Source organism: Hoyosella subflava DQS3-9A1, assembly GCF_000214175.1.
Taxonomy (GTDB): Bacteria; Actinomycetota; Actinomycetes; order Mycobacteriales; family Mycobacteriaceae; genus Hoyosella; species Hoyosella subflava.
In genome coordinates this window covers 2629353-2649419 of the sequence record NC_015564.1, presented here as the reverse complement: position 1 = coordinate 2649419, position 20067 = coordinate 2629353, and the positions used below count along the sequence as shown (strand labels likewise).

Below are 20067 nucleotides of genomic sequence, written 5' to 3'. Positions count from 1 at the left end.
AGTGTCGTCGGCATGATCATTCAGCTCGGCGAGCACGTACCGCAGATCGACAGTACAGCGTGGATTGCACCGAACGCTGCAGTAATCGGACGGGTGACGATCGCCGCGGACGCCAGCATCTGGTACAACGCGGTGCTGCGCGGTGACCTGGAAACCATTTCCGTTGGTGCACAAACAAACATCCAGGATGGTTGCGTGTTGCACGCTGACCCAGGCATGCCGCTCCAGGTCGGCTCAGGTGTGTCCGTCGGACACAACGCGATTCTGCACGGGTGCACCGTGGAGGACGACGTGCTGGTCGGTATGGGCGCGACTGTGCTGAACGGGGCGAAGATCGGCGCGGGCACGCTGATCGCCGCCAACGCGCTGATTCCTGAGGGCGCGCAGATCCCGCCGGGGTCGCTCGTCGCGGGCGTTCCCGGCAAGGTGCGGCGCGAACTGGGGGAGCAGGAAAAGGAGCGCATCAAGCTCAATGCCGCCGTTTACTTGCACAATAAATCGCTGCATGTGGATGCACGGGAGATCTGAGGTTCAGAACGAGGACGACGTTGCGTCGAGTACTGTCCGATCCCGTTTCTCCAGGAGGTCGAACTGGGGTGCGGTTCGGGGGAGTTCCCAGTAGAAAAAGAACCGGGCCGCGTTCCGCTTCCCGTCGTAGAAGTCGCCGGCCTTTCCGTGTGCCGTCAGCGCCTGCTCCAGCCAGATCCACGCGAGGACGACATGCCCGGCCGCCTCGAGGTAGACGCTCGCGTTGGCAAGGGCCACAGTGGCATCGCCGTCTGCCCACACTGCGGCCGTGACAGTGGTCAGGCGCTCCGCGGCTCGACGTAACCGTGTCGCGAAGTCGTGCAGTTCAACGTCCCCAGTCTGGTCGGCCCGGTCAGCTGATTCGCACATTGTCTGGACTAGTGCTGCCAGCGAAGCACCGCCACCAGCAATCGCGCGGCGACCCAGCAGGTCGAGAGCCTGAATTCCATGCGTGCCCTCGTGAATAGGGTTGAGGCGGTTGTCGCGGTAATGCTGCTCGACGTCGTAGTCGCGCGTATACCCGGCGCCGCCGTGCACCTGGATGGCGAGATCGTTCGCAACCAGGCACCACTGGCTTGGCCAGCTTTTTGCGATCGGCGTGAGCACGTCCAGCAGAATCTGCGCACGGCTTCGTGCTTCGTCGTCTGGCGCGGTCTTGACCTCGTCCACGAGTCTGCCGCAGAAAAGCTCCAGACCGAGAGCGCCCTCGACGTACGCCTTCTGGGCCAGCAGCATACGTCGCACGTCGGGGTGTTCGATGAGCGGGACCTGGGCGCCTTCGCCGCGGTTGGTGACGGGACGGCCTTGCGGGCGAGACCGTGCATATTCAAGCGACTTGAGGTACCCCGTGTAGCCGATCGCAGTCGCACCCAGGCCTACGCCGATACGTGCTTCGTTCATCATGTGAAACATGTACGCGAGGCCGCGATGTGGTTCGCCCACCAGGTATCCGACAGCGCCTGGCGCATTGCCAGGTGTGAACGCGCCATCACCGAACACGGGTGCGGTGTTGACGGTGCCGCGGAATCCCATCTTGTGGTTGATGCCCGCGAGGATGACATCGTTCCGTTCGCCTGGCTGCCCATCATCGCCGAGGAGGAATTTCGGGACGATGAACAGGGAGATTCCTTTCGTGCCGGACGGTGCTCCTGGGATGCGCGCGAGGACAAGGTGAATAATGTTGTCGGAGAGTTCGTGATCACCCCCGGAGATCCACATTTTCCGCCCGAAGATGCGGTACGTGCCATCGCCCTGCAGGACTGCCTTCGTCGTGATGTCCGCAAGACTTGACCCTGCTTGAGGCTCCGAGAGTGCCATAGTGCCGAGGAATCGGCCCGCAACCATGGGTTTCACGTAGCTAGCGACCTGTTCCGGAGAGCCGTGCGCAAGGAGAAGATTCGCAGCACCGACGGTGAGGAGCTGGTATCCCGTGGTGCTGACGTTGGCGGCGTAAAACCACGCCATGCAGGCCTGAAAGACCACGTGCGGAAGCTGGGTGCCGCCGAGTTCGTAATCCATCGCGGCCCCGACGAGGTCAGCTTTAGCGAACGCGTCGAGGGCGGTCTTCACCTCGGGGATCACATGCACAGAGGTGCCGTCAAACTCAGGTTCGTCGAGGTCGCTCTTGCGGAAATGCGGAGCGAAGTACTCAGCAGCGAGGTCCGCGCTCAAGCGCAGCACATCGTCAAATGAGGCGCGTGAGTGGTCGGCGTACCGGCTTCTCGCAGTCAGTGCCTCGACGTCGAGCCACTCGTACAAGAGAAACTCGATATCGCGTGCTGACATGATGTGGGATCGCATGACACTCCTTCACGTGCTCGATGCAATCGTATGCGTAACCGTCGACGTCGCTCCGTTCCAGCCGAATTGACGCTCCGTGAGTTCGATCGATCCGTCAGCACGTATACGCAGGACTGTGCTTGCCCGTGTGCCGTAGCTGCCCATTCGGATGAATCGGCTCGAGAGCAGTTTTTCGAAGAGCCGCGGGACGCCCGTGCTCGGCAAAGACCGGCTGGGCGCTTTCGTCGTGTCGGCGAGAACGGCAAGGTACTCTTCCGGATCGGCTGAGCCGTCGTCGGCTGTTGCCACTTCGGCGAATTCGGCCTTGCCGTCGACGACCTTTGGCCATGGGGTGTCAAGAAGTGCATTCGAGAGTCCGTGAATCCCGGGCTGCACGATGCTGGGGCCGGTATCGCTGCGGTTTGAGATCCACCAGAGCTCGGAGCCATCGCTCGCAAACAGACTGAATCCTCCAAACTCGCTGCCCCGGGCAGCGACTGCATCGCAGTACTCCCGCGCGGACAGATCACTGAGCAAGAAGTCCTTCGGCAAGTCACCGCGTGACAGGGTTCCCGCAGCTGGTGTGCCCTGGCGGAAGTTCGTCACCGCTGCGAAACGCTGACCCGCTGTGACACCCATCCACGTGCCACCTGACAGTTCGTCGCGGCCTGCAAGTACATCGGGGTCGGTACCCCACCAGTGCGCTCCTGTCGTGGGACGACGGAAGAACTCATCGCGATTCGCGGCGACGACAAGCGGCACATCGGGATTGTCCTGCCACGCCAGAAGGATTAAGCACACCCCACGACCGTACGTTGCGCGCTAGATATCGAGCCACTAGCGCACGCCTGTCATCAGCGCCATGACGTGACGCCGGGCGGCGAGGAGTATCGACCCGAGCACAATAGCGATCGTCCCAAGAGCGAGGAAGTAGGGCGTTTGATCGTCAGAAGTGTAGAACTCTGCGAGTTCCCCGGAAATCGCGGTACCCAAGGCGATCGATAAGAAGAACAAGGCGACCATCTGGGTCTTGTACGCCACAGGTGCGAGCTTGGTAGCGACGGATAGGCCCACCGGTGAAAGCAGAAGCTCGGCCACGGTGAATACGAACAGAATTCCCACAATAGCGAGCAATGGGGTTGCATTCGGCCCGTCGTGAGCGAACGGAAGAAACAACAGGAACGCAGCACCCATGACGATTGTTCCCAGGGCGAACTTAACCACCGTTGGTGGTTGACGAGTTCCGAGTTTCGTCCAGATCGCGGCAAATACACCAGAAAGGACGATAATGAACACGGGATTGATCGACTGAACCCACGACACAGGCATTTCCCAGCCGAATAGATCCCGGTTGAGCTGCTTGTCTGAATAGATCGTGAGAACTGTGAACTGCTGCTGGTAGAGCGACCAGAAGGCGACGCTCGCGACGAACAGTGGCAGGAAACCCAGGACACGAGACCGTTCTATCGCCGAGACTCGTTTGCTGGTGAGCAAAAGGGCGAAGTACCCGGACGCGGCGACTGCGGTGAGCACGATCACCACGAGGGCGAGATTGGTTGGGGTGATTACACCGGCCAGAACCGCAGCGACAACGAGAATAACGGCACCAGCAGCGATTCCGGCCACGCGGGGACGCTGCTCATGCGGGAGCGGATTCGGTACGGTGCGTGAGGCGGCGGGAAGCTCGCGACGGCCAAACGAGTATTGGAGAAGGCCAAGCGCCATTCCTACAGCGGCGAGCCCGAAGCCCCAATGGAACCCGATTCGGGACTGCAACAGGCCCGTGAGGAGTGGACCCATTAGGGCACCGAGATTGATACCGAGATAAAACAGCGAGAAACCCGCGTCGCGACGGGGGTCGTCCTGCCGGTAGAGCGTGCCGACGACGCTTGTCGCGTTGGCTTTTAATCCTCCAGAGCCTAGTGCAATCAGGATAAGGCCGACCGCGACGCCATGAAATCCCTGCAAAGCTGCCAGCGCGATGTGACCGATCATGATCATGACCGCGCTGTAAAACAGAACGCGTTCGGAACCGAGCAGACGATCCGCTATCCAGGCCCCGAGGACCGTCGAAAGATACACCGCTCCGCCATACGCACCGACGATTCCTGCAGCGGTGGTCTCAGCCATACCGAGACCCCCGGCGCTGCTCGAGTAGTAAAGGTAGATGAGCAGGATGCCCTGCATTCCGTAGAAGCTGAACCGCTCCCACATTTCCACCCCGAAAATGTGGGCGAGCACCCGGGGTTGCCCGAAGAACCCGCGATCTGCTCGCGAGACTTCAAGTTTTTCTGTCACTCGCAGATTTTACGTCCCGTGTAGGTGGGCAGGGAATATCGCGGTGCGGGCAAAAAGGCGCTGCGAAGGGTGCTCATTTGGGGGTTGGCGCGTCGTTGTGCGGCGTAAAGTTCGGAGCGAGCAGTCTGTCGCCGACCGCTCATGAGGAGATTTCCATGGGGCTGATAGTCAGTCGCCGCATGGCGCTGAGACTTGGTTTCGGGGCGGTACTAGGCACGTTCTTTGGTGGCTCGGCCGTCGGTTGCGCGTCGATACGACACGAGGCGAGCGGGGATAGCGCAGATCCGGATGAGTTTCACGTTCCGGAGGTAGTCCGCAGCGCTGGCGGTGTGCTCGCGGTGTCGCTGACTAGTGTTGTTGCGTCAGTCGACATGGGCGCCGAGAAGCCAGTGACGACCTATACCTATGACGGCATGGTGCCCGGGCGAACGTGGGAGGTTCAGGCAGGGGACACCCTCCGCATAGATCTGATCAATGATCTGCCGGAACTCCATGCTTCGCATGAGGACATGGGGCCGTTTGACATGTCGCGTCCCCATGAATGGACGACGACGAATATTCACACTCATGGCTTGCACGTTTCCCCGGAAGGGAACGGGGACAACGTTTTCCTTAGCATCGCTCCGGGCGGAAGACAGCGCTATGAGATCCCAATACCTGCCCATCACCCCGGAGGAATTCATTGGTACCACCCGCACCGTCACGGGGCCGTATGTCAGCAGGTAAGGGCTGGGATGGCTGGGATGATCATCGTGCGCGGCGAGATCGACCGGGTGCCCGAGGTGCAGGCCGCGAAAGAACAGGTGATGGTGCTGCAGGCCATCGAACTCGACGACGACTTCCAGTTGGCCGAGCCCATCCCGTACCCCACCACCGAGCAGTCATTCTTCCCTCGCACACAAATCCTCTATACCGTCAACGGCCGTCTGACGCCGAAAATTACGATGTATCCGGGTGAGGTGCAGCGCTGGCGGCTCGTCAACGCTGCTGAGGGTAAATATATGTCGCTGGCCCTAGAAGGTCATGAGCTGAATGTCCTGGCTTGGGACGGACTGACACTTGCGGAACCGGAGCCCAACGACGTCGCGCTGCTCTCAGCCGGGAACCGGGTCGAACTACTCGTGAAAGCGGGTGCACCGGGCACGTACAACCTGGTGCTTACTCCCGGGTCTAGCCAGCATCCAGATATTCCGGGCATGCCGCACAGTCCCAATGACCCTGGGGGTTCGAGCGAGGACCATTCCCCGCATGAACCGTCACCAATGAGCACCGGAGAACTCGAGGTTCGGCCGATCCTCACTCTTGAGGTGGTCGGCGAGGGGCCTGAAATGGATTTGCCGTCGACGCTACCTGCGTATGATCCGCCGATGCCGCCGATCGCGCGTACGCGCGAGGTCCGCTACACGGTTGAACGTGAACCCGACAACGAGTTCGATACGTTCGGCATCAACGGGCTGCCGTATAGCCCCGAACGTGAGCCATATCAGCCGCGGCTCGGAACGGCGGAAGAGTGGACGATCATCAACGCGACTGACCCGAAGCTAGCGCGTCACGCCCATGTTCTGCATATTCACGTCAACCCGTTCAAGATCACGAAGATAAACGGGGAAACACTCGACAAACCCTTGTGGCGCGACACATGGGTTCTTACCGGTGGCACGGGTGACTCCTTCACCTTCGAAACCCATTTCGAGGACTTCACCGGTCAGTTCGTGCAGCACTGCCACATCCTCTCCCACGAGGATCTCGGAATGATGGAAGCGGTGGAGGTCATCGAATGAGCGCACACCTCTCGCGGCGCGAGGCACTTCGCGCAGGAGCGATTCTTCTCGGAGCAAGTATGACCGCGACGTTCATCGGGTGTTCGGCGAATGGCGCCGGCCCACCAGCCGCGGCGCAGGTGGGAACGAGCGCGCTCGACGAACTTGCTGCGCGGCTGCGCGGCACGCTGCTACGGCCCGGTGACGCCGAATACGAAGCACGCAGTGCTTCGGCGAACGGCCGGTACCTCGGCACCAGACCCATCGCGGTAGCGCAGGTCGCTGACGAGGGGGACGTAGCGACGTGCGTGGAGTGGTCCGTTCAGAATGGCGTGCAACCAGTGGCCCGTGGGGGCGGGCACAGCTACGCCGGATTCTCGACAACTACTGGGCTGCTGATCGACATTTCTGTCCTGGATTCGGTGCAGATCAACGACAGTGACGGCACAGTGGTGCTCGGTGGCGCGGCGAGCAACAGAGCGATGCTCGCGGCCAGCGCCGACGGTCCATTCTTCCTCCCGGGCGGGACGTGCCTTGCTGTGTGCTACGGCGGCCTCGCACTGGGTGGGGGCATCGGTTTCAACACCCACTGGGCGGGGCTCGCGAGTGATCGCATGACCGCGACCCGCATGGTCACCGCCGGGGGGAACGTCCTGGATGCCAGCAACTCTCAGCACGAGGATGTGTTCTGGGCGTGTCGCGGAGGTGCGGGCGGGAATTTCGGGATCAATACGGCCTTCACGTTCGCGCTGGCGGAAGTCCCTCGGCACCCCATCACCCACTTCGACATTAATTGGAGCGGCGCGGATGCGGCGGGCGCGATGCTCAATGCCTTCAACATTCTCAGCGCCACAGCACCCGCGGCGTTCAACGCTGACGCCTACGCTCAGGCCACCGAAATCGGAAGCGGTGGGCCCGAGGCGGCGATCCAGGTCAATACACACGGCCAGTACATCGGGCCTGCGGACGAGTTGCGCGACCTCCTGGCCCCTGTCATCGCCGCGGCGGGACAGCCAGACAGTCAGAACATCACAGAAATGGGGTTCTGGGATGCGCAGCGGATCTTCGCCACCGACGAACAACCGTCCCATTCCTGGGGTGACATCTCGAGGTACGCCTCGGAGCCGATTCCCGAGAGTGCCGTCGGGGAACTGGTCGACCTCTTGGTCGCGTGCCCGAGCAGATCGGACGATGCGAATGGATCAATCTGGTCGCTTGGGTGGGTCGGGGGAGATGTGGTCAACGCGTTCGGGCGAACCGAAACCGCGTACGTCCATCGAGGCATGTCGACGCTACTGCGACCGACAACAGTCTGGCCTAATGACGCTCCAGCGTCGGTGGGAAATGACCTCAACCAGTGGACTGACGCTGTCATTGCCGCGATCGCACCCCACACCCCGGACGAAAGTTACCAGAACTTCCCTAATCGCGCACTCACCAACTGGGAGCAGCAGTACTACGCCGAGAACTTCGATCGACTCGTCGATGTGAAGACGTCCTACGACCCGAACGATGTGTTCCGCAATGAACAGAGCATCCCGGTTCGACGGTAGACGCGATGTGACAATGCCGATGAATCTGCTGGTTCCGGAAGGTCAGTAAAATATGAGTCCCATTGCTGACAGGTACCGCAAGCACGCCGACGCGTTCGAAGCGAAAGTCGCGGGCACCGCCCCCGACGACTGGGAGCGCCCATCCCCGTGCGAGGGATGGACCGCCCGCGATGTAGTCCGCCACATCGTCGACATGCACGCCGTGATGGTGCGTCCATTGGGCCGTCAACTCAGCCCGGCCCCTTCAGTCGACGAAGACCCACTTTCCGCTTTCCGGGCGGCCCGGGGCGACGTGGAGGGCCTCCTCGATAACAACGAGGTAGCGGTCAGTGAGATCACGAGCCCCGCGGGTTCAATGACTGTCGAGAATCATGTCGATCGGGTCGTTAGTGACGACATGGTGCTTCACGGCTGGGACCTCGCGCGGGCAACAAATCAGGACGACACGATGGATCAAGACGATGTCGAGCGGATCTGGGCAGGCACGTCTGCGTTGCCGCCACAGATGCTCGAGCAGATGCGAACCCCCGGCGCATTCGGGCCAGGCGTCGTCGTCTTCGGGCCTGAAGTGAAGGTATCCAGCGAAGCGCCCCTGCAAGAGCGCCTACTTGGCATGATCGGGCGCGACCCTCACTGGAGGCCGGGGTCATGATAAAGCGCTAACTTTCAACTTCCGGATCGACCACATGCACCGCGGCTTCTTCAGCTGACGCAGCCCCACCGTCGATTCCTACATCTTCTGCGGAGGGAACGCGCTGACCCTCATTGTCGGGGTCCTGCTCCGGCGCGACTAAGCGACCAGAACGTGGATCTTCGACGCCTCCGTCCGACGGATCACTGCCCGTTTCTGGGACTTCGCGGGCAAGTCGGTCATCGAGAGATTCGTCAGGATCGTCGTCGAGAGCGAGTGGCTTTTCCGGCGGCGAATAACCCTCGTCCAGGGCGTCGTCCACCCCTCGGTCGATAAGTGAGTCCTCGGGCTGGAGCTGGTCTTCAGGTTCGGAATCGGCTTCGTGGCCGTATGGGTCAGTCATGCTCGTCTCCTTCGGCCGCGCGTAGAGGTGTGCGCGTGCTTACCGGAAGTGTTCCCGATGTGCCGGTGTGTCAAACCCGGGTGGGGACGAGTCTGTGAGACGCAACTCGCTTGTGTGCACGGTTGAGCACCAAATCAATGGCTGCAGTGCACGTTTGTGCACACGACCGACTACTGAGGCTGCTGCGCGTTCGACATGATCAACTCGTAGAGCTTGTAAACAGTGTCGTCGATGCAAAGGCCGGGGCACGTCGCGGGGTCGGAGCCTATCTGCTCATCGACGCTATAGCTAATGACGACGCTCGGTGCTGCCTCGGGTTCCGCCAGGTCCTGATCGTCGCCGAGCGAAGATTCGGCCCCGTCGCCACCAGCCGCAATAACAATCCGGGTGTCGGTGTCATCAAGGTCAGTCGCCACTTCAGCTGCGCCGCCCTCGCCCGTGAGTGGCACCGAGATATACAGCGTCGCGAAGAGATCAGTCACCTCACTTGTGACCGTCTCGGCGAGACTATCGGGCGTCTCGTCGTTTGGTGCGGCCAGATGCGCGCCGGTCGCGCTGACCGTTATGGATTCAACTCCGTCAGGAACATCGAAAACGTGCTCTCCCGGGGCATCGAACGTGCAAGTAAAGACAGAATCGGACACTTCGCATTCGGGCGATGTCGTATCGGCCACGGCATAAGCGGGCACAACAAGAAGACTTGCGGCGGCAAGTGCTGCTAGGGCTGAGGTGCGCTTCGTTGTCATCGGTTGCCAAGTCCCAACGCACCCTTGGGTGCCGTCGACCAACAGAATGATGTAGACGCTAATAACAGCGCTATCGGATGAGAAGCGCAGTTACGCAACCGCGACGGTTTCGCAAATCACCTGTCATGCACTCGCGTTCAGCATGTGCGCGCGGATGGCTTCAGCAATCCGCCCGGACGCTGTGCGCGCACCCGGGTCGACCAGCATGCTGAGAAATCCGTGCGGCATGTTGGGGAACTGCTGCACGGTCGCCGGTACGCCCGCAGCCTTCAACTCGCTCCCGAACCTCTCACCCTGGTCGCGCAGCACATCCATTCCCGCGGTAGCGATGTACGTCGGCGGCATAGTTGAGATTTTGTCAGCCCCAACGATACTGAAACGCGGGTCAGTGCGATTGTGCTGCTCGGGCACATACCAATCGAATGCCCGGTCGACCGACGCCCGGCTAAGCGGGGTGGTGAAGAGATCGCTCGACGGGTACCGGTCGAGGCGCGCATCCAGCGCTGGATAAACGAGCGCAACAAGATCTGGCCGGTAGTTCTCGTCTGTCGAAAGTGCGTAGGCGATGGCGGCCGCGAGATTGCCGCCTGCGCTGTCCCCGGCGATGACGATCGGACCGCTGACGTCCCAGCGCGCTGCCTGCTCGACGGCGTATTTGTACCCAGCAAGCGCGTCGAGGAATGCCGCAGGGAAAGGATGTTCCGGTGCGAGCCGGTAGTCGAGGGAGAACACGCGGGTGTTGATGCGGGAAGACAAGAAGGTCGCGACTGCGTCATAACCCGCGGCGCTGCCCAAATGCCAGCCACCGCCGTGGATATAGACGAGGAGACCTCGCGGAGTTGCTGCTTCTGGCTCGTATAGACGGCACGCAACCGTCCCGCCAGGGGTAGCGACGGTCGACTCGGTCACGCGCACTGAGAACTTTTCGGGGGAGGCACTCAGCTGGGCGAGCTTCTCCATTCGCCATCGTGCCTGCTCAGTCGGTGGCGTGCGAGCAGCGAGCTGGGGCGCAAGGACTCTGGAGAAAGTCGCGAGCCGCGCGCTCATCCGCTGCCCGTCCACCGTTGGGCGTGGGCCTGCAATCGGTGCCCACCACAGGTCAGGTGTCATTCCCACGAGCGTTGACGCCGCCCGCGCTGCGTGCTGCGCGGCAAATGCGGCAATACGGGGTTGCATCAGGTCTTTCTATCAGAGAATTGCTTTCCGGCATCTCCCACTAGCCGTGGCGATCGTCTGAGTGCGGTCAGCCGCGCTGGCGTCCCAGATGATCACCTGCGAGACTGGGTTGGAAGGAGGCCGATCACTGATGCTCGATACCGCCGCGCTTATTGTCCTCGCGTTCGCAACCTTCCTGACCGGACTGAGCGCGGGGCTTTTCTTCGCCTACGCTTGTTCAGTAATGCTCGCGCTGCGGTCGATGCCGGACCGTGTCTTCATCGATGCGATGCAACGGATCAATAGTGCGATCGTCAATCCCTGGTTCCTCAGCGTGTATATCGGTTCCGCATTCTTCATTGTTGTGGCTGTCGCTTTGGTTGCGATCTCCGGGGCAGTCGGACCAGCCGTGGCTGCTGGGGTGGCTTTGCTGATGTACGCCACCACGATGGTCATCACCGGGCGGGTGAACATTCCGCTGAACGTGGAACTCGAAGCGGCGGACCCGGAAGATAACGCTGCACACCTGCGGTCTGCGAGAGCACATTTCGAGCCGCGGTGGGTTCGCTTCAACCTGGTGCGGACTGCCACGGCATGTGCGGCCGCAGCAGCACTGTGCCTCGCCCTAGCCCTCGCCTGACTCCAAAAGGGCTGTGTGGCGGAGGGATCGGACATTGCGGACCGCCTCTGGTAGCCTCCATGAAAAGGCTGTGACATTGCGCACATAATGGGCTGCGCTGCGTCTTAGAAGGGGGCTACATGGCGTCATTGTCGACGAAGCTGCGTCATATCGGGGAGGTCGCGAAGGCGGCCGTGGTGCTCCAGCAGCGGGGAATCGTTGATCTTTCGAAACTCGGTGTGAGCCTCGAGGCCGCAAAGAACTCGAAGGTTTATGGTCCTCAAGCCACCATGGCGATCCAGGGTGGTCGCAAATATGCCAATCTGCCCGCGGTCGCGGATGAGCGTGGCGAGCTCACGTATGGCGAGCTCGACAAGCAGTCGACAGCGCTTGCGCGGGCGATGAAGGAGCTTGGTCTCAGCGAAGGATCGGCGGTGGGCATCCTCGCGCGTGACCATCGAGGTCTGCTCCTGTCGATGTGCGCGGCTGGCAAAGCAGGTATCCGGCTTGTGCTCATGAATACGGGCTTCGCCAAGCCGCAGTTCGCTGAGGTGTGCAAACGCGAGCAGGTGAAGGCGATCCTGCACGACAGCGAATTCCTTGGCTTGCTCGACGCCCTGCCTCCCGAACTGCCTCGCATCCTCACCTGGGTTGACGAAGACGATGACGTGCCAGAGGATGCCGCGTCGATCGACGCACTTATCGCTAGTCGCTCTACTGACCCACTGCCAGCACCGAAGAAGCCAGCGGGCTTCGTAATTCTGACAAGCGGCACGACGGGACTACCTAAGGGGGCACCCCGTGACAAGGTGACGCCCCTGGCAACTGCTCAAGTGGTCGATCGCATCCCCTTCCCCAGACAAGGCAGCGTCGTCATTGTCTCCCCGATTTTCCACAGCACCGGTCTCGCGACCTGGCTGATCAGTGCGGCGCTCGGCAACAAGGTCGTCACGATGCGCCGCTTCAAAGCGGAAGCCGCACTCAAAGCGATCGCGGATCACAAAGCGGAAATGCTCGTCGCAGTGCCGACGATGCTCCACCGTATGGTCGAACTTGACGCGAAAACACGGGCGAAGTACGACACGTCCTCGCTGAAAGCAATCGTGCTAGCAGGCTCCGCGCTCACTCCTGAACTAGCAACGCGGGCGCAGGACACATTCGGGGATGTCCTCTACAACCTCTACGGTTCGACCGAGTGCGCGATCGCCACTGTCGCGAATCCCAGTGAACTGCGCCGCGCGCCCGGCACTGTCGGGCGATCACCGATCACCTGTGAAGTAGTTCTGTTCGATGAGAATGATCAGCGCATCACCGGCAGTAACAAGCGCGGGCGGATCTTCATTCGCAGCGGAGCGCCGTTCGAGGGATACACGGACGGTCGGCACAAGCAGATCATTGATGGGTTCATGTCGAGCGGCGACATGGGTCACTTCGACGAGGACGGACTGCTCTTCGTCGATGGGCGTGACGACGATATGGTCGTTTCCGGTGGTGAGAATGTGTTCCCGCAGGAAGTCGAGAACCTGCTGGTAGAACGTGACGATATCTCTGACGCTGCGGTAGTGGGTGTCGATGATGTGGAGTTCGGCAAGCGCCTGCGGGCCTTCGTGGTGCCAGAGGCGAACTCGGCGAAGGACCCAGAGGAGATCAAGCAGTACGTCAAGAGCAACCTCGCGCGTTACAAGGTGCCGCGGGATGTGGTTTTCCTCGACGAGCTTCCCCGCAATGCAACAGGCAAACTACTTCGCCGCGTGCTCGTAGAGATGGAAGTCGACACGTAACTGCACCCGGTATCGTGGCTGTCAAAGGCGGCGCGGGTGAAGGGGCGAATGTTCAGTGGGTACCGCGGTACGCGACGCAGCGACAGTGATCCTCGTTCGTGATGGCGATCGTCGAACGGATGGGCTTCTCGAGGTGTTCCTGCAGCGCAGGACGAAGTCCATGGCATTCGCGGCGGGGATGACGGTGTTTCCGGGCGGGAGCGTCGAAGAGAGTGATTTCGACACGAGCGTGCCGTGGTTCGGCGGAGATACAGGGTCATGGAGGCCGGACGACTTCGCCAGATGCCTTGACGTGCCAGTACCCACCGCGAAAGCGCTTGTCTGCGCGGCTGTTCGTGAGACCTTCGAAGAATGCGGCGCGTTATTGGCGTGCCGCAGCGACGGCACAGAACTGTCGGCCAGTGAGGTAGCTGACGGGGCAGCGCAGCATCGCGGCGAACTGGTAGCCGGGACGATGAGCATCGCGGAGATCCTGCGCAAGTATGGGCTCGCCCTTCGGGCCGACCTGTTGCTTCCGGTTGACAACTGGATCACGCCGGAACCTAGCCCGCGCCGCTACGACACACGCTTCTTTCTCGCTGTCCTACCGGAAGGCCAAGACGCCGATGGGGAGACATCAGAGGCCGATGAGTGCACCTGGATGGCCCCCTCAGCTGCTATAGCAGAGTGGCGCCTCGGCAACAGTGTGCTCATGCCGCCGACATGGTGTCAGCTGACACGGTTGCTTGATATTCAGTCGACGCAGGAGGTGTCGGCGCTGCGGGACGACGCGCGTGCCGGAGAGCCACTCCCGGCGATCCAGCCGATTATGGAGCGTCATGACGGCCAGCTGCGAACAATCTTTCCCAATTGCGAGGCCTACTATCTGCAGCAGGCAGACCGTCCGAACGCGACAACATAGTCGAGTTACCCCGTCGTGAAATTCGCAGCTGGAACGGCAATCCATGTTGCCTCAGCAACGGCGAGTACGTCGCCGTTGTAGTCAAATATCGCAGTCCCCGAGGTGCGCTTGCGACCCTCAATGCCGAGCGGCCAGCCAATGACACGCAGCGACGCGCTGATGTGTACGGGCTTGTCGATCCGCACCGCGAGCTCGCCGAGTACGACGGCAACTTCGGGATCGTCGGGCCACACAGCGAAACCGCCAGGACAGTCAAGGGCCGCCCAAATGAAAGCGTCCTTAACGAGACCGTGTTCGCCCACATCAGGTTCCGGCACCCACGGAGCCGCAACTAGATCCTGGCCTTCGACCGGGCCAGGAAAAATCCGCAGCCCGTCGCCAGGCGCGCGTTCCGGACCACACACAAAACACCGGGGAAAACGGTGGTCGGTATTCCCACGGAACCCCTGTGTCGCGGCGATCGCCTTAGGCATCGATGGCGCGCTGGGTGGGACGACCTGCACGTTCGCGGAGGTGGCAGTGGCGACGACCTGATCGTCGTCGCGCAGGCGTGCGCCCTCAGCGGTAACGTCCACGGTGAGCGGCTTGTTCAGCGGTGGCGGCATTTTCAAGCGAACCCGCGCGGGCCCCTCCACATACGCCGCGAGCAATCCGCTGACGTAACCGCCATTGCCAGAATCGGATGGTCCGCAGTACCGCGGATCAATCCGGATGACGTCCGCTGTCATGGTGATCTCCTGGCCCGAGCCCGTGCGGGGCCCTGTCTCTGCCGCCTAGTCATCAAGCCTAGGCCTGTGTCATGGGATGCCCGCAATTTCTGTTTTAAGTCCACAGACGCGCGTGCAAATAAGTGTAATCTGGATCACATAAAGATACTCGCGAGTAACAACCGTCCCTTCTGGAGGACATCCCATGACCGTTGACGAGAAAGTTCATGCGACTGAGGCGGATTCACGCGAACTCGCTGAAGAGGCGCGCGAATCAGGGTGGGCAAAACCGTCGTTCGCGAAGGAAATCTTCCTTGGCCGGTTCCCACTTGAGCTGATCCACCCGTTCCCGCGGCAGCCACATGAGGTCGCCGTGCGCACGGAGGAATTCCTCACTGAGCTCGAGCGTGTGTGCGCGCAAATGGACAGCTCAGTCATCGAGCGCGACAACCGTGTTCCGGACGAGTATGTCGCCGAACTTGCGAAGCTAGGGTGCTTTGGTCTGAAGATCTCGACGCAGTACGGCGGGAAGGGGCTCTCGCAGATCGCGTACAACCGCGCGCTGATGCTCGTCGGGTCTGTGCATCCGAGCCTTGGTGCGCTGCTTTCAGCGCACCAGTCAATCGGCGTTCCAGAGCCGCTAAAACTTGCAGGCACTCCCGAGCAGAAGGCACGGTTCCTCCCGCGGTGCGCGAAAGGCGCTATCAGCGCTTTCTTGCTGACAGAGCCAGATGTGGGGTCCGACCCGGCACGGATGGCGTCGAGCGCTACCCCTATCGAGGACGGCGAAGCCTACGAACTGAATGGCGTGAAGCTCTGGACTACAAACGGGGTCGTCGCGGAACTTTTGGTGGTGATGGCCCGCGTGCCAAAGGGTGACGGTCGGCGTGGCGGTATCTCGGCGTTCGTCGTCGAAGCCGATTCTCCTGGTATCACAGTGGAACGCCGCAACGAGTTCATGGGCTTGCGGGGCCTGGAGAATGGGGTGACCCGCCTGAACAAAGTTCGCGTGCCGAAGGAAAACCTGATCGGGCGAGAGGGCGATGGCCTGAAGATCGCTTTGACCACCCTCAATGCGGGTCGTCTTGCAATCCCGGCGATGTGCACGGGAGCTGCAAAATGGTCACTGAAGATCGCTCGGGAGTGGTCTGCGGAGCGCGTCCAGTGGGGCAGGCCCGTCGGCAAGCATGGCGCGGTCGCCTCGAAGATCTCCTTCATCGCCGCCACCGGGTTCGCGCTCGAGTCAGTGGTCGAACTTACCTCCCAGATGGCAGACGAAGGCCGCAACGACATCCGTATCGAAGCCGCGCTCGCCAAACTGTGGTCCAGCGAGATGGCCTGCGTGGTCGCCGATGAGCTCATTCAGATTCGCGGTGGGCGCGGTTACGAAACAGCGGCGTCACTGAAAGCGCGCGGTGAGCGGGCAGTGGCTGCTGAACAGCTTTTCCGCGATCTGCGAATCAACCGGATCTTCGAGGGCTCGAGCGAGATCATGCGGCTTATCGTTGCTCGTGAAGCGTCCGACGCTCACCTGACAGCCGCCGGAGAGCTTGTCAATCCGAAGGCCGACATAAAAACTAAGGCGAAGTCAGCGATGAGCGCCGGTGGTTTTTACGCTCGGTGGATGCCGCACCTCGTCGCTGGCAAAGGGCAAGTTCCGACGTCGTATGCCGAGTTCGGTGACCTTGCTCAGCACATGCGCTTCGTGGAGCGGCGGTCACGCAAGCTCGCGCGCGCCATGGTGTACGGCATGGCACGCTGGCAAGCGAAACTCGAATACCGGCAAGGCTTCCTTGGCCGGATCGTCGACATCGGTGCGGAACTATTCGCAATGGCTGCCTCGTGCGTCCGGGCCGAGCAGGAGAGGGCTGACGATCCGGAACGCGGGGCCGCGGCGCACGAGCTTGCCGACGCGTACTGCCAGCAGGCGCGTCTGCGGGTAAACCGCTTGTTCGACGCCCTCTGGGACAACACCGACGACACCGACCACGACATCGCGAATGGGGTGCTCGACGGCCGGTACACCTGGCTCGAAGCAGGGGTCCTCGACGCGAGCGAAGGTACCGGGCCCTGGATCTCTGACTGGAAAGCGGAGGCGAGTACTGAGGAAAACCTGCGGCGGCCCTACCTGCCGTCAACCAAGGAGTAACGGCACACTGGAAGGGTGAGGGTCGCACTTCTCGGCGACACAATGCTGGGCCGCGGCGTTGCGGACCGTCTGCGGCAAGACGGTCCGTACACGCTCTTCTCGCCTGCGCTCCGGGAAGTGGTGGCCGACGCTGACTGCGTCATCGCAAACCTCGAATGCTGCATATCTGATCGGGGTGAAAAGTGGGATCCGGCGTTCAAGCCCTTCCACTTCCGTGCACCACCTTCTGCGGTCGAGGTGCTGAACTGGCTGAACGTCGACTGCGTAAATCTCGCAAACAACCATGCCCTTGACTACGGGTACAGCGCATTCCACGACACGCTGCGTTACCTCCGCGAGGCGGGAATCGGCGCTGTCGGGGCAGGTGGCTCCGTTGCCGAAGCACGGCGTGGGGCTGTGCTTGTGAAGCACGGATTCCGCCTTGCGGTTGTGGGTTTCGCTGATCACCCATCGGATTTCGCTGCAACGAACGTCCGCGCTGGCACCGCGTACGCGGATGTGCGCAACGGAACTCCAGGGTGGCTCACCAGCAGCGTCCACGACCTCGCGCGCGTGGCGGACGCGGTCCTGGTCACCCCGCACTGGGGACCGAACATGACCACCGAACCGCTGCCGGAATTCAAGCGGTGTGCGCGTACGCTGGTGCAATCCGGAGCCACCCTGATTGCCGGTCATTCGGCACATGTTTTCCACGGCTGCGCACCCCATGTCTTCTACGATCTCGGGGACGTCATCGACGATTACATGCGCTACCGCGATGTGCGGAACGATCTTGGCATCATCGGGTTCGCGGAGATTGGCAGACCACGTCTCGAGGTCCTGCCGATCCATCTGTCGTTCGCCTACACCGACATTGCAAGTGGACGCGACCGCAAGTGGATCGCAGCGCGACTTTCCGCCGCCTGTGCCGAACTAGGTACAGAGGTGCGGCAGGCAGATGGGGCCGACGGCATGCTGACTGTGCGCTGGTGAATCAGTGGTTAGCGGGGTTCGGTGGCGTCGATGAATGTTTCTTGGGCATTGCTGGCGCGGTAGGCATCCGTGCCGAGCACTGCCATGGCGGGGGCTGTCTGTGTGTGCATCGCCGCGAGCGCGGTGATCTTCTGATCGAGACGCTCCCCATCCAGGGTGAGATGAACAGCAAGTTTCTCAACGGGCACTCCCACTGGGCGATCTGCCGTCATGAATACGCCCCACCGCTCGTACGCATCGCCCCACTCTGCAAGGTGAGTGTCGGTGAGGCACGCGTGGAGGAGGCGGCCCGGCCGCCCGGATCTGTTCCACGCCTCGCCAACCCATTGAGAGACGGTTTGATGATCAGGATGGAAGGTGCCGCCGTCGGGGCCGAACGTCAGGATCGTGTCGGGCCGGACTTCGTCGAGTATTTCCGCGATTCGTGCGACAGGCTCTTCGGGGTCGATTCCAGCAAGTCCACCGTCGGGATAGTCAAGCCAGCGATGATCCTTAACGCCGAGCACGGCCATTGCTGCGGACGCTTCCCATCGGCGAACACGTCCAAGTCGGTCTGGTGGCCACCCCACCGGATCCTCCGTGCCCAGTTCGCCGCACGTCGCGGATACGCAGGTAACTCGCTGTCCGTTTGCCGCAGCTGCAGCCATGATGCCGCCACACACATATGTCTCGTCGTCGGGATGAGCCCAGAGGGAAGCAATCGTTCCGAGTTCGGCTATCGCCGGATAGGTCATCACCAGTTGCCTTTCAGCGTATGAAGTCTCTACTGCAGTTTCCTGGACGCGCTTGGCGACCGATTGGTGCCTCCGAAGGTTCAGCTTATCCCGGACGTTTTACGCGACGGAGCCGTCCGTCGCCCGTACGAAGAGAGCGGCGGTGTCGCGGAGGTAGTGGATGAGCGCTGTGGGGGTCCTGACGCGAAACTCCGCACCCGCGGCCGCGAGGATGAGCGCTGGCCATCCGAGGTCGTCGACGGTCATCGTCATCACGCAGCTGGTTTCTCCCGCAGGCGTGATTGTTGCCCAATGACCTGCTACACGCCGGATCTGTTCCGCTGGTGCCTGAATCTCCACTTCGATTCGGTGCTGTTGTGACAGCGTGGAAAGCCCGCGCTGAACAAACTCCGCGGCGTCGGCGGCGGGGAGTTCACGCGACCGGAAGCGCACGCCAGTAGGTGCGGGCCCAGTAACGCGGTCTACGCGGAAGCTGCGCCAATCACATCGGTCCAAGTCCCATGCCACCAGGTACCAGCGCTGGCCCAGCGACACCAGGCGGTGCGGTTCGACGCGACGCTCAGCCGATTCGCCGCCAGTCTTGGTGTGTGTGAAAGTGAGTCGCTCGCTGTCACGGCAGCACTGCGCGATGATCGTCAGGGCCACCGCATCCACAGGGGTGACGTGTCTGGCTGAGACCGGAACCGTGTAATCCTGCAGCGCAGCCACACGTTTGCGCAGTCGGGGCGGCATGACCTGGACAATTTTCGTCAGGGCACGGATCGTCACCTGGTCGCCCGTCTCTCCGATGCTTCCGGCGGCCGCACTTCGAAGTCCGACTGCGATTGCGACCGCCTCATCGTCGTCGAGAAGCAGTGGCGGAAGAGCGGACCCTGACCGCAATTGGTAACCTCCCGCCACACCCCGGGTGGCATCGACGGGGTAGCCGAGTTCGCGCAGCCGGTCAATGTCACGGCGCAGAGTCCGCGAACTCACCTCTAACCGCCCTGAAAGCTCTTCTCCAGGCCAGAAGCGGTGATTTTGCAGCAGGGACAGTAGCCGCAGCATTCGTCCACTCGTATTCGCCATGCCAGTATCGTGCCACTGAATCCGGACAGAATACGTCCTAATTCGGCAAGCACGAGAGCGGGTGTGCGGGCGGCGGTGTACTGGTCAAGCGTAGCGAGAGGGAAATTCCCGATCATTGTCCCGGCCGCCTGCCGGATCCGGCGGCGTCGTGGTGTCCTGGGACGTGATTGTGTCCTCGAGGCGGACCGCTGGGGGCAGGTGGCGGAAACGGTCGGAATCTTGGCGATCAGGCATGCGAACCCTTCCCGAGGATGGTGAGTCGATAGTACCCGTCGGTCGTGTG

Annotated in this window: 19 protein-coding genes; 9 read left to right on the top strand and 10 right to left on the bottom strand. The window is 61.8% G+C overall.

The annotated features are described in order from the left end of the window. Window positions 1-12 precede the first annotated feature (12 nt). On the top strand, window positions 13-528 hold the full coding sequence (locus AS9A_RS12520) for a gamma carbonic anhydrase family protein (RefSeq protein WP_013807396.1): 516 nt from the start codon (window positions 13-15) through the stop codon (window positions 526-528). Window positions 529-531: 3 nt separating this feature from the next. Here AS9A_RS12520 and AS9A_RS12515 read toward each other — a convergent pair whose 3' ends face one another. The 3 genes from AS9A_RS12515 to AS9A_RS12505 are packed head-to-tail and all read right to left on the bottom strand — an operon-like array spanning window position 532 to window position 4605. Further along, window positions 532-2328, bottom strand: a complete 1797-nt coding sequence (locus tag AS9A_RS12515; RefSeq protein WP_013807395.1) for an acyl-CoA dehydrogenase — start codon at window positions 2326-2328, stop codon at window positions 532-534. 9 nt (window positions 2329-2337) lie between these two features. Then, window positions 2338-3108: an NRDE family protein gene (locus AS9A_RS12510; protein WP_041451061.1), complete on the bottom strand. Its 771-nt coding sequence runs from the start codon at window positions 3106-3108 to the stop codon at window positions 2338-2340. A 36-nt stretch (window positions 3109-3144) separates the two neighbouring features. Continuing rightward, on the bottom strand, window positions 3145-4605 hold the full coding sequence (locus AS9A_RS12505) for a peptide MFS transporter (RefSeq protein ID WP_013807393.1): 1461 nt from the start codon (window positions 4603-4605) through the stop codon (window positions 3145-3147). Window positions 4606-4760: 155 nt separating this feature from the next. Here AS9A_RS12505 and AS9A_RS12500 point away from each other — a divergent pair, with 155 nt between their 5' ends. The 3 genes from AS9A_RS12500 to AS9A_RS12490 are packed head-to-tail and all read left to right on the top strand — an operon-like array spanning window position 4761 to window position 8570. Continuing rightward, window positions 4761-6386: a multicopper oxidase family protein gene (locus tag AS9A_RS12500; RefSeq protein WP_013807392.1), complete on the top strand. Its 1626-nt coding sequence runs from the start codon at window positions 4761-4763 to the stop codon at window positions 6384-6386. After that, window positions 6383-7918, top strand: coding sequence for an FAD-binding oxidoreductase (locus tag AS9A_RS12495; protein ID WP_013807391.1), 1536 nt, complete (start codon window positions 6383-6385; stop codon window positions 7916-7918). Before AS9A_RS12500 ends, AS9A_RS12495 begins: the two co-directional genes overlap by 4 nt. A gap of 52 nt (window positions 7919-7970) precedes the next feature. Further along, window positions 7971-8570 carry a TIGR03086 family metal-binding protein gene (locus AS9A_RS12490; RefSeq protein ID WP_013807390.1) on the top strand — a complete coding sequence of 200 codons (600 nt, stop codon included), beginning with the start codon at window positions 7971-7973 and terminating at the stop codon, window positions 8568-8570. 7 nt (window positions 8571-8577) lie between these two features. Here the strand turns inward: AS9A_RS12490 and AS9A_RS12485 are convergent, their stop codons facing one another. From AS9A_RS12485 to AS9A_RS22725, 3 genes are all read right to left on the bottom strand, one after another. Next, window positions 8578-8952, bottom strand: coding sequence for a DUF5709 domain-containing protein (locus AS9A_RS12485; protein WP_013807389.1), 375 nt, complete (start codon window positions 8950-8952; stop codon window positions 8578-8580). Between the two features lie 170 nt (window positions 8953-9122). Beyond that, window positions 9123-9698 carry a hypothetical protein gene (locus AS9A_RS12480; protein ID WP_013807388.1) on the bottom strand — a complete coding sequence of 192 codons (576 nt, stop codon included), beginning with the start codon at window positions 9696-9698 and terminating at the stop codon, window positions 9123-9125. Window positions 9699-9821: 123 nt separating this feature from the next. After that, the gene (locus tag AS9A_RS22725; RefSeq protein WP_013807387.1) at window positions 9822-10874 is read right to left on the bottom strand and encodes an alpha/beta hydrolase; all 1053 of its coding nucleotides are present in this window, start codon (window positions 10872-10874) and stop codon (window positions 9822-9824) included. 130 nt (window positions 10875-11004) lie between these two features. On the opposite strand from AS9A_RS22725, the gene AS9A_RS12470 reads away from it, so the two are divergent. The 3 genes from AS9A_RS12470 (at window position 11005) to AS9A_RS12460 (ending at window position 14154) form a co-directional block, all read left to right on the top strand. Beyond that, window positions 11005-11493 (top strand): anthrone oxygenase family protein, encoded by a 489-nt coding sequence (locus AS9A_RS12470; protein ID WP_013807386.1) that lies wholly within the window; start codon window positions 11005-11007, stop codon window positions 11491-11493. A 119-nt stretch (window positions 11494-11612) separates the two neighbouring features. Continuing rightward, a complete protein-coding gene (locus AS9A_RS12465) occupies window positions 11613-13253 on the top strand; it encodes an acyl-CoA synthetase (protein ID WP_013807385.1) in 1641 nt (546 codons plus the stop codon). A gap of 55 nt (window positions 13254-13308) precedes the next feature. Continuing rightward, window positions 13309-14154, top strand: coding sequence for an NUDIX hydrolase (locus AS9A_RS12460; RefSeq protein ID WP_013807384.1), 846 nt, complete (start codon window positions 13309-13311; stop codon window positions 14152-14154). Between the two features lie 5 nt (window positions 14155-14159). Here the strand turns inward: AS9A_RS12460 and AS9A_RS12455 are convergent, their stop codons facing one another. After that, on the bottom strand, window positions 14160-14882 hold the full coding sequence (locus AS9A_RS12455) for a hotdog family protein (protein ID WP_013807383.1): 723 nt from the start codon (window positions 14880-14882) through the stop codon (window positions 14160-14162). 184 nt (window positions 14883-15066) lie between these two features. Here AS9A_RS12455 and AS9A_RS12450 point away from each other — a divergent pair, with 184 nt between their 5' ends. Further along, the gene (locus AS9A_RS12450; RefSeq protein ID WP_013807382.1) at window positions 15067-17010 is read left to right on the top strand and encodes an acyl-CoA dehydrogenase family protein; all 1944 of its coding nucleotides are present in this window, start codon (window positions 15067-15069) and stop codon (window positions 17008-17010) included. A gap of 15 nt (window positions 17011-17025) precedes the next feature. Beyond that, window positions 17026-17982: a CapA family protein gene (locus AS9A_RS12445; protein ID WP_013807381.1), complete on the top strand. Its 957-nt coding sequence runs from the start codon at window positions 17026-17028 to the stop codon at window positions 17980-17982. 8 nt (window positions 17983-17990) lie between these two features. On the opposite strand, the gene AS9A_RS12440 is transcribed toward AS9A_RS12445, so the two are convergent. From AS9A_RS12440 to AS9A_RS24350, 3 genes are all read right to left on the bottom strand, one after another. After that, window positions 17991-18716 (bottom strand): PIG-L deacetylase family protein, encoded by a 726-nt coding sequence (locus AS9A_RS12440; protein WP_013807380.1) that lies wholly within the window; start codon window positions 18714-18716, stop codon window positions 17991-17993. A gap of 99 nt (window positions 18717-18815) precedes the next feature. Continuing rightward, window positions 18816-19784: a helix-turn-helix transcriptional regulator gene (locus AS9A_RS12435; RefSeq protein WP_013807379.1), complete on the bottom strand. Its 969-nt coding sequence runs from the start codon at window positions 19782-19784 to the stop codon at window positions 18816-18818. An 84-nt stretch (window positions 19785-19868) separates the two neighbouring features. Further along, window positions 19869-20018 carry a hypothetical protein gene (locus AS9A_RS24350; protein WP_013807378.1) on the bottom strand — a complete coding sequence of 50 codons (150 nt, stop codon included), beginning with the start codon at window positions 20016-20018 and terminating at the stop codon, window positions 19869-19871. Window positions 20019-20067 lie beyond the last annotated feature (49 nt).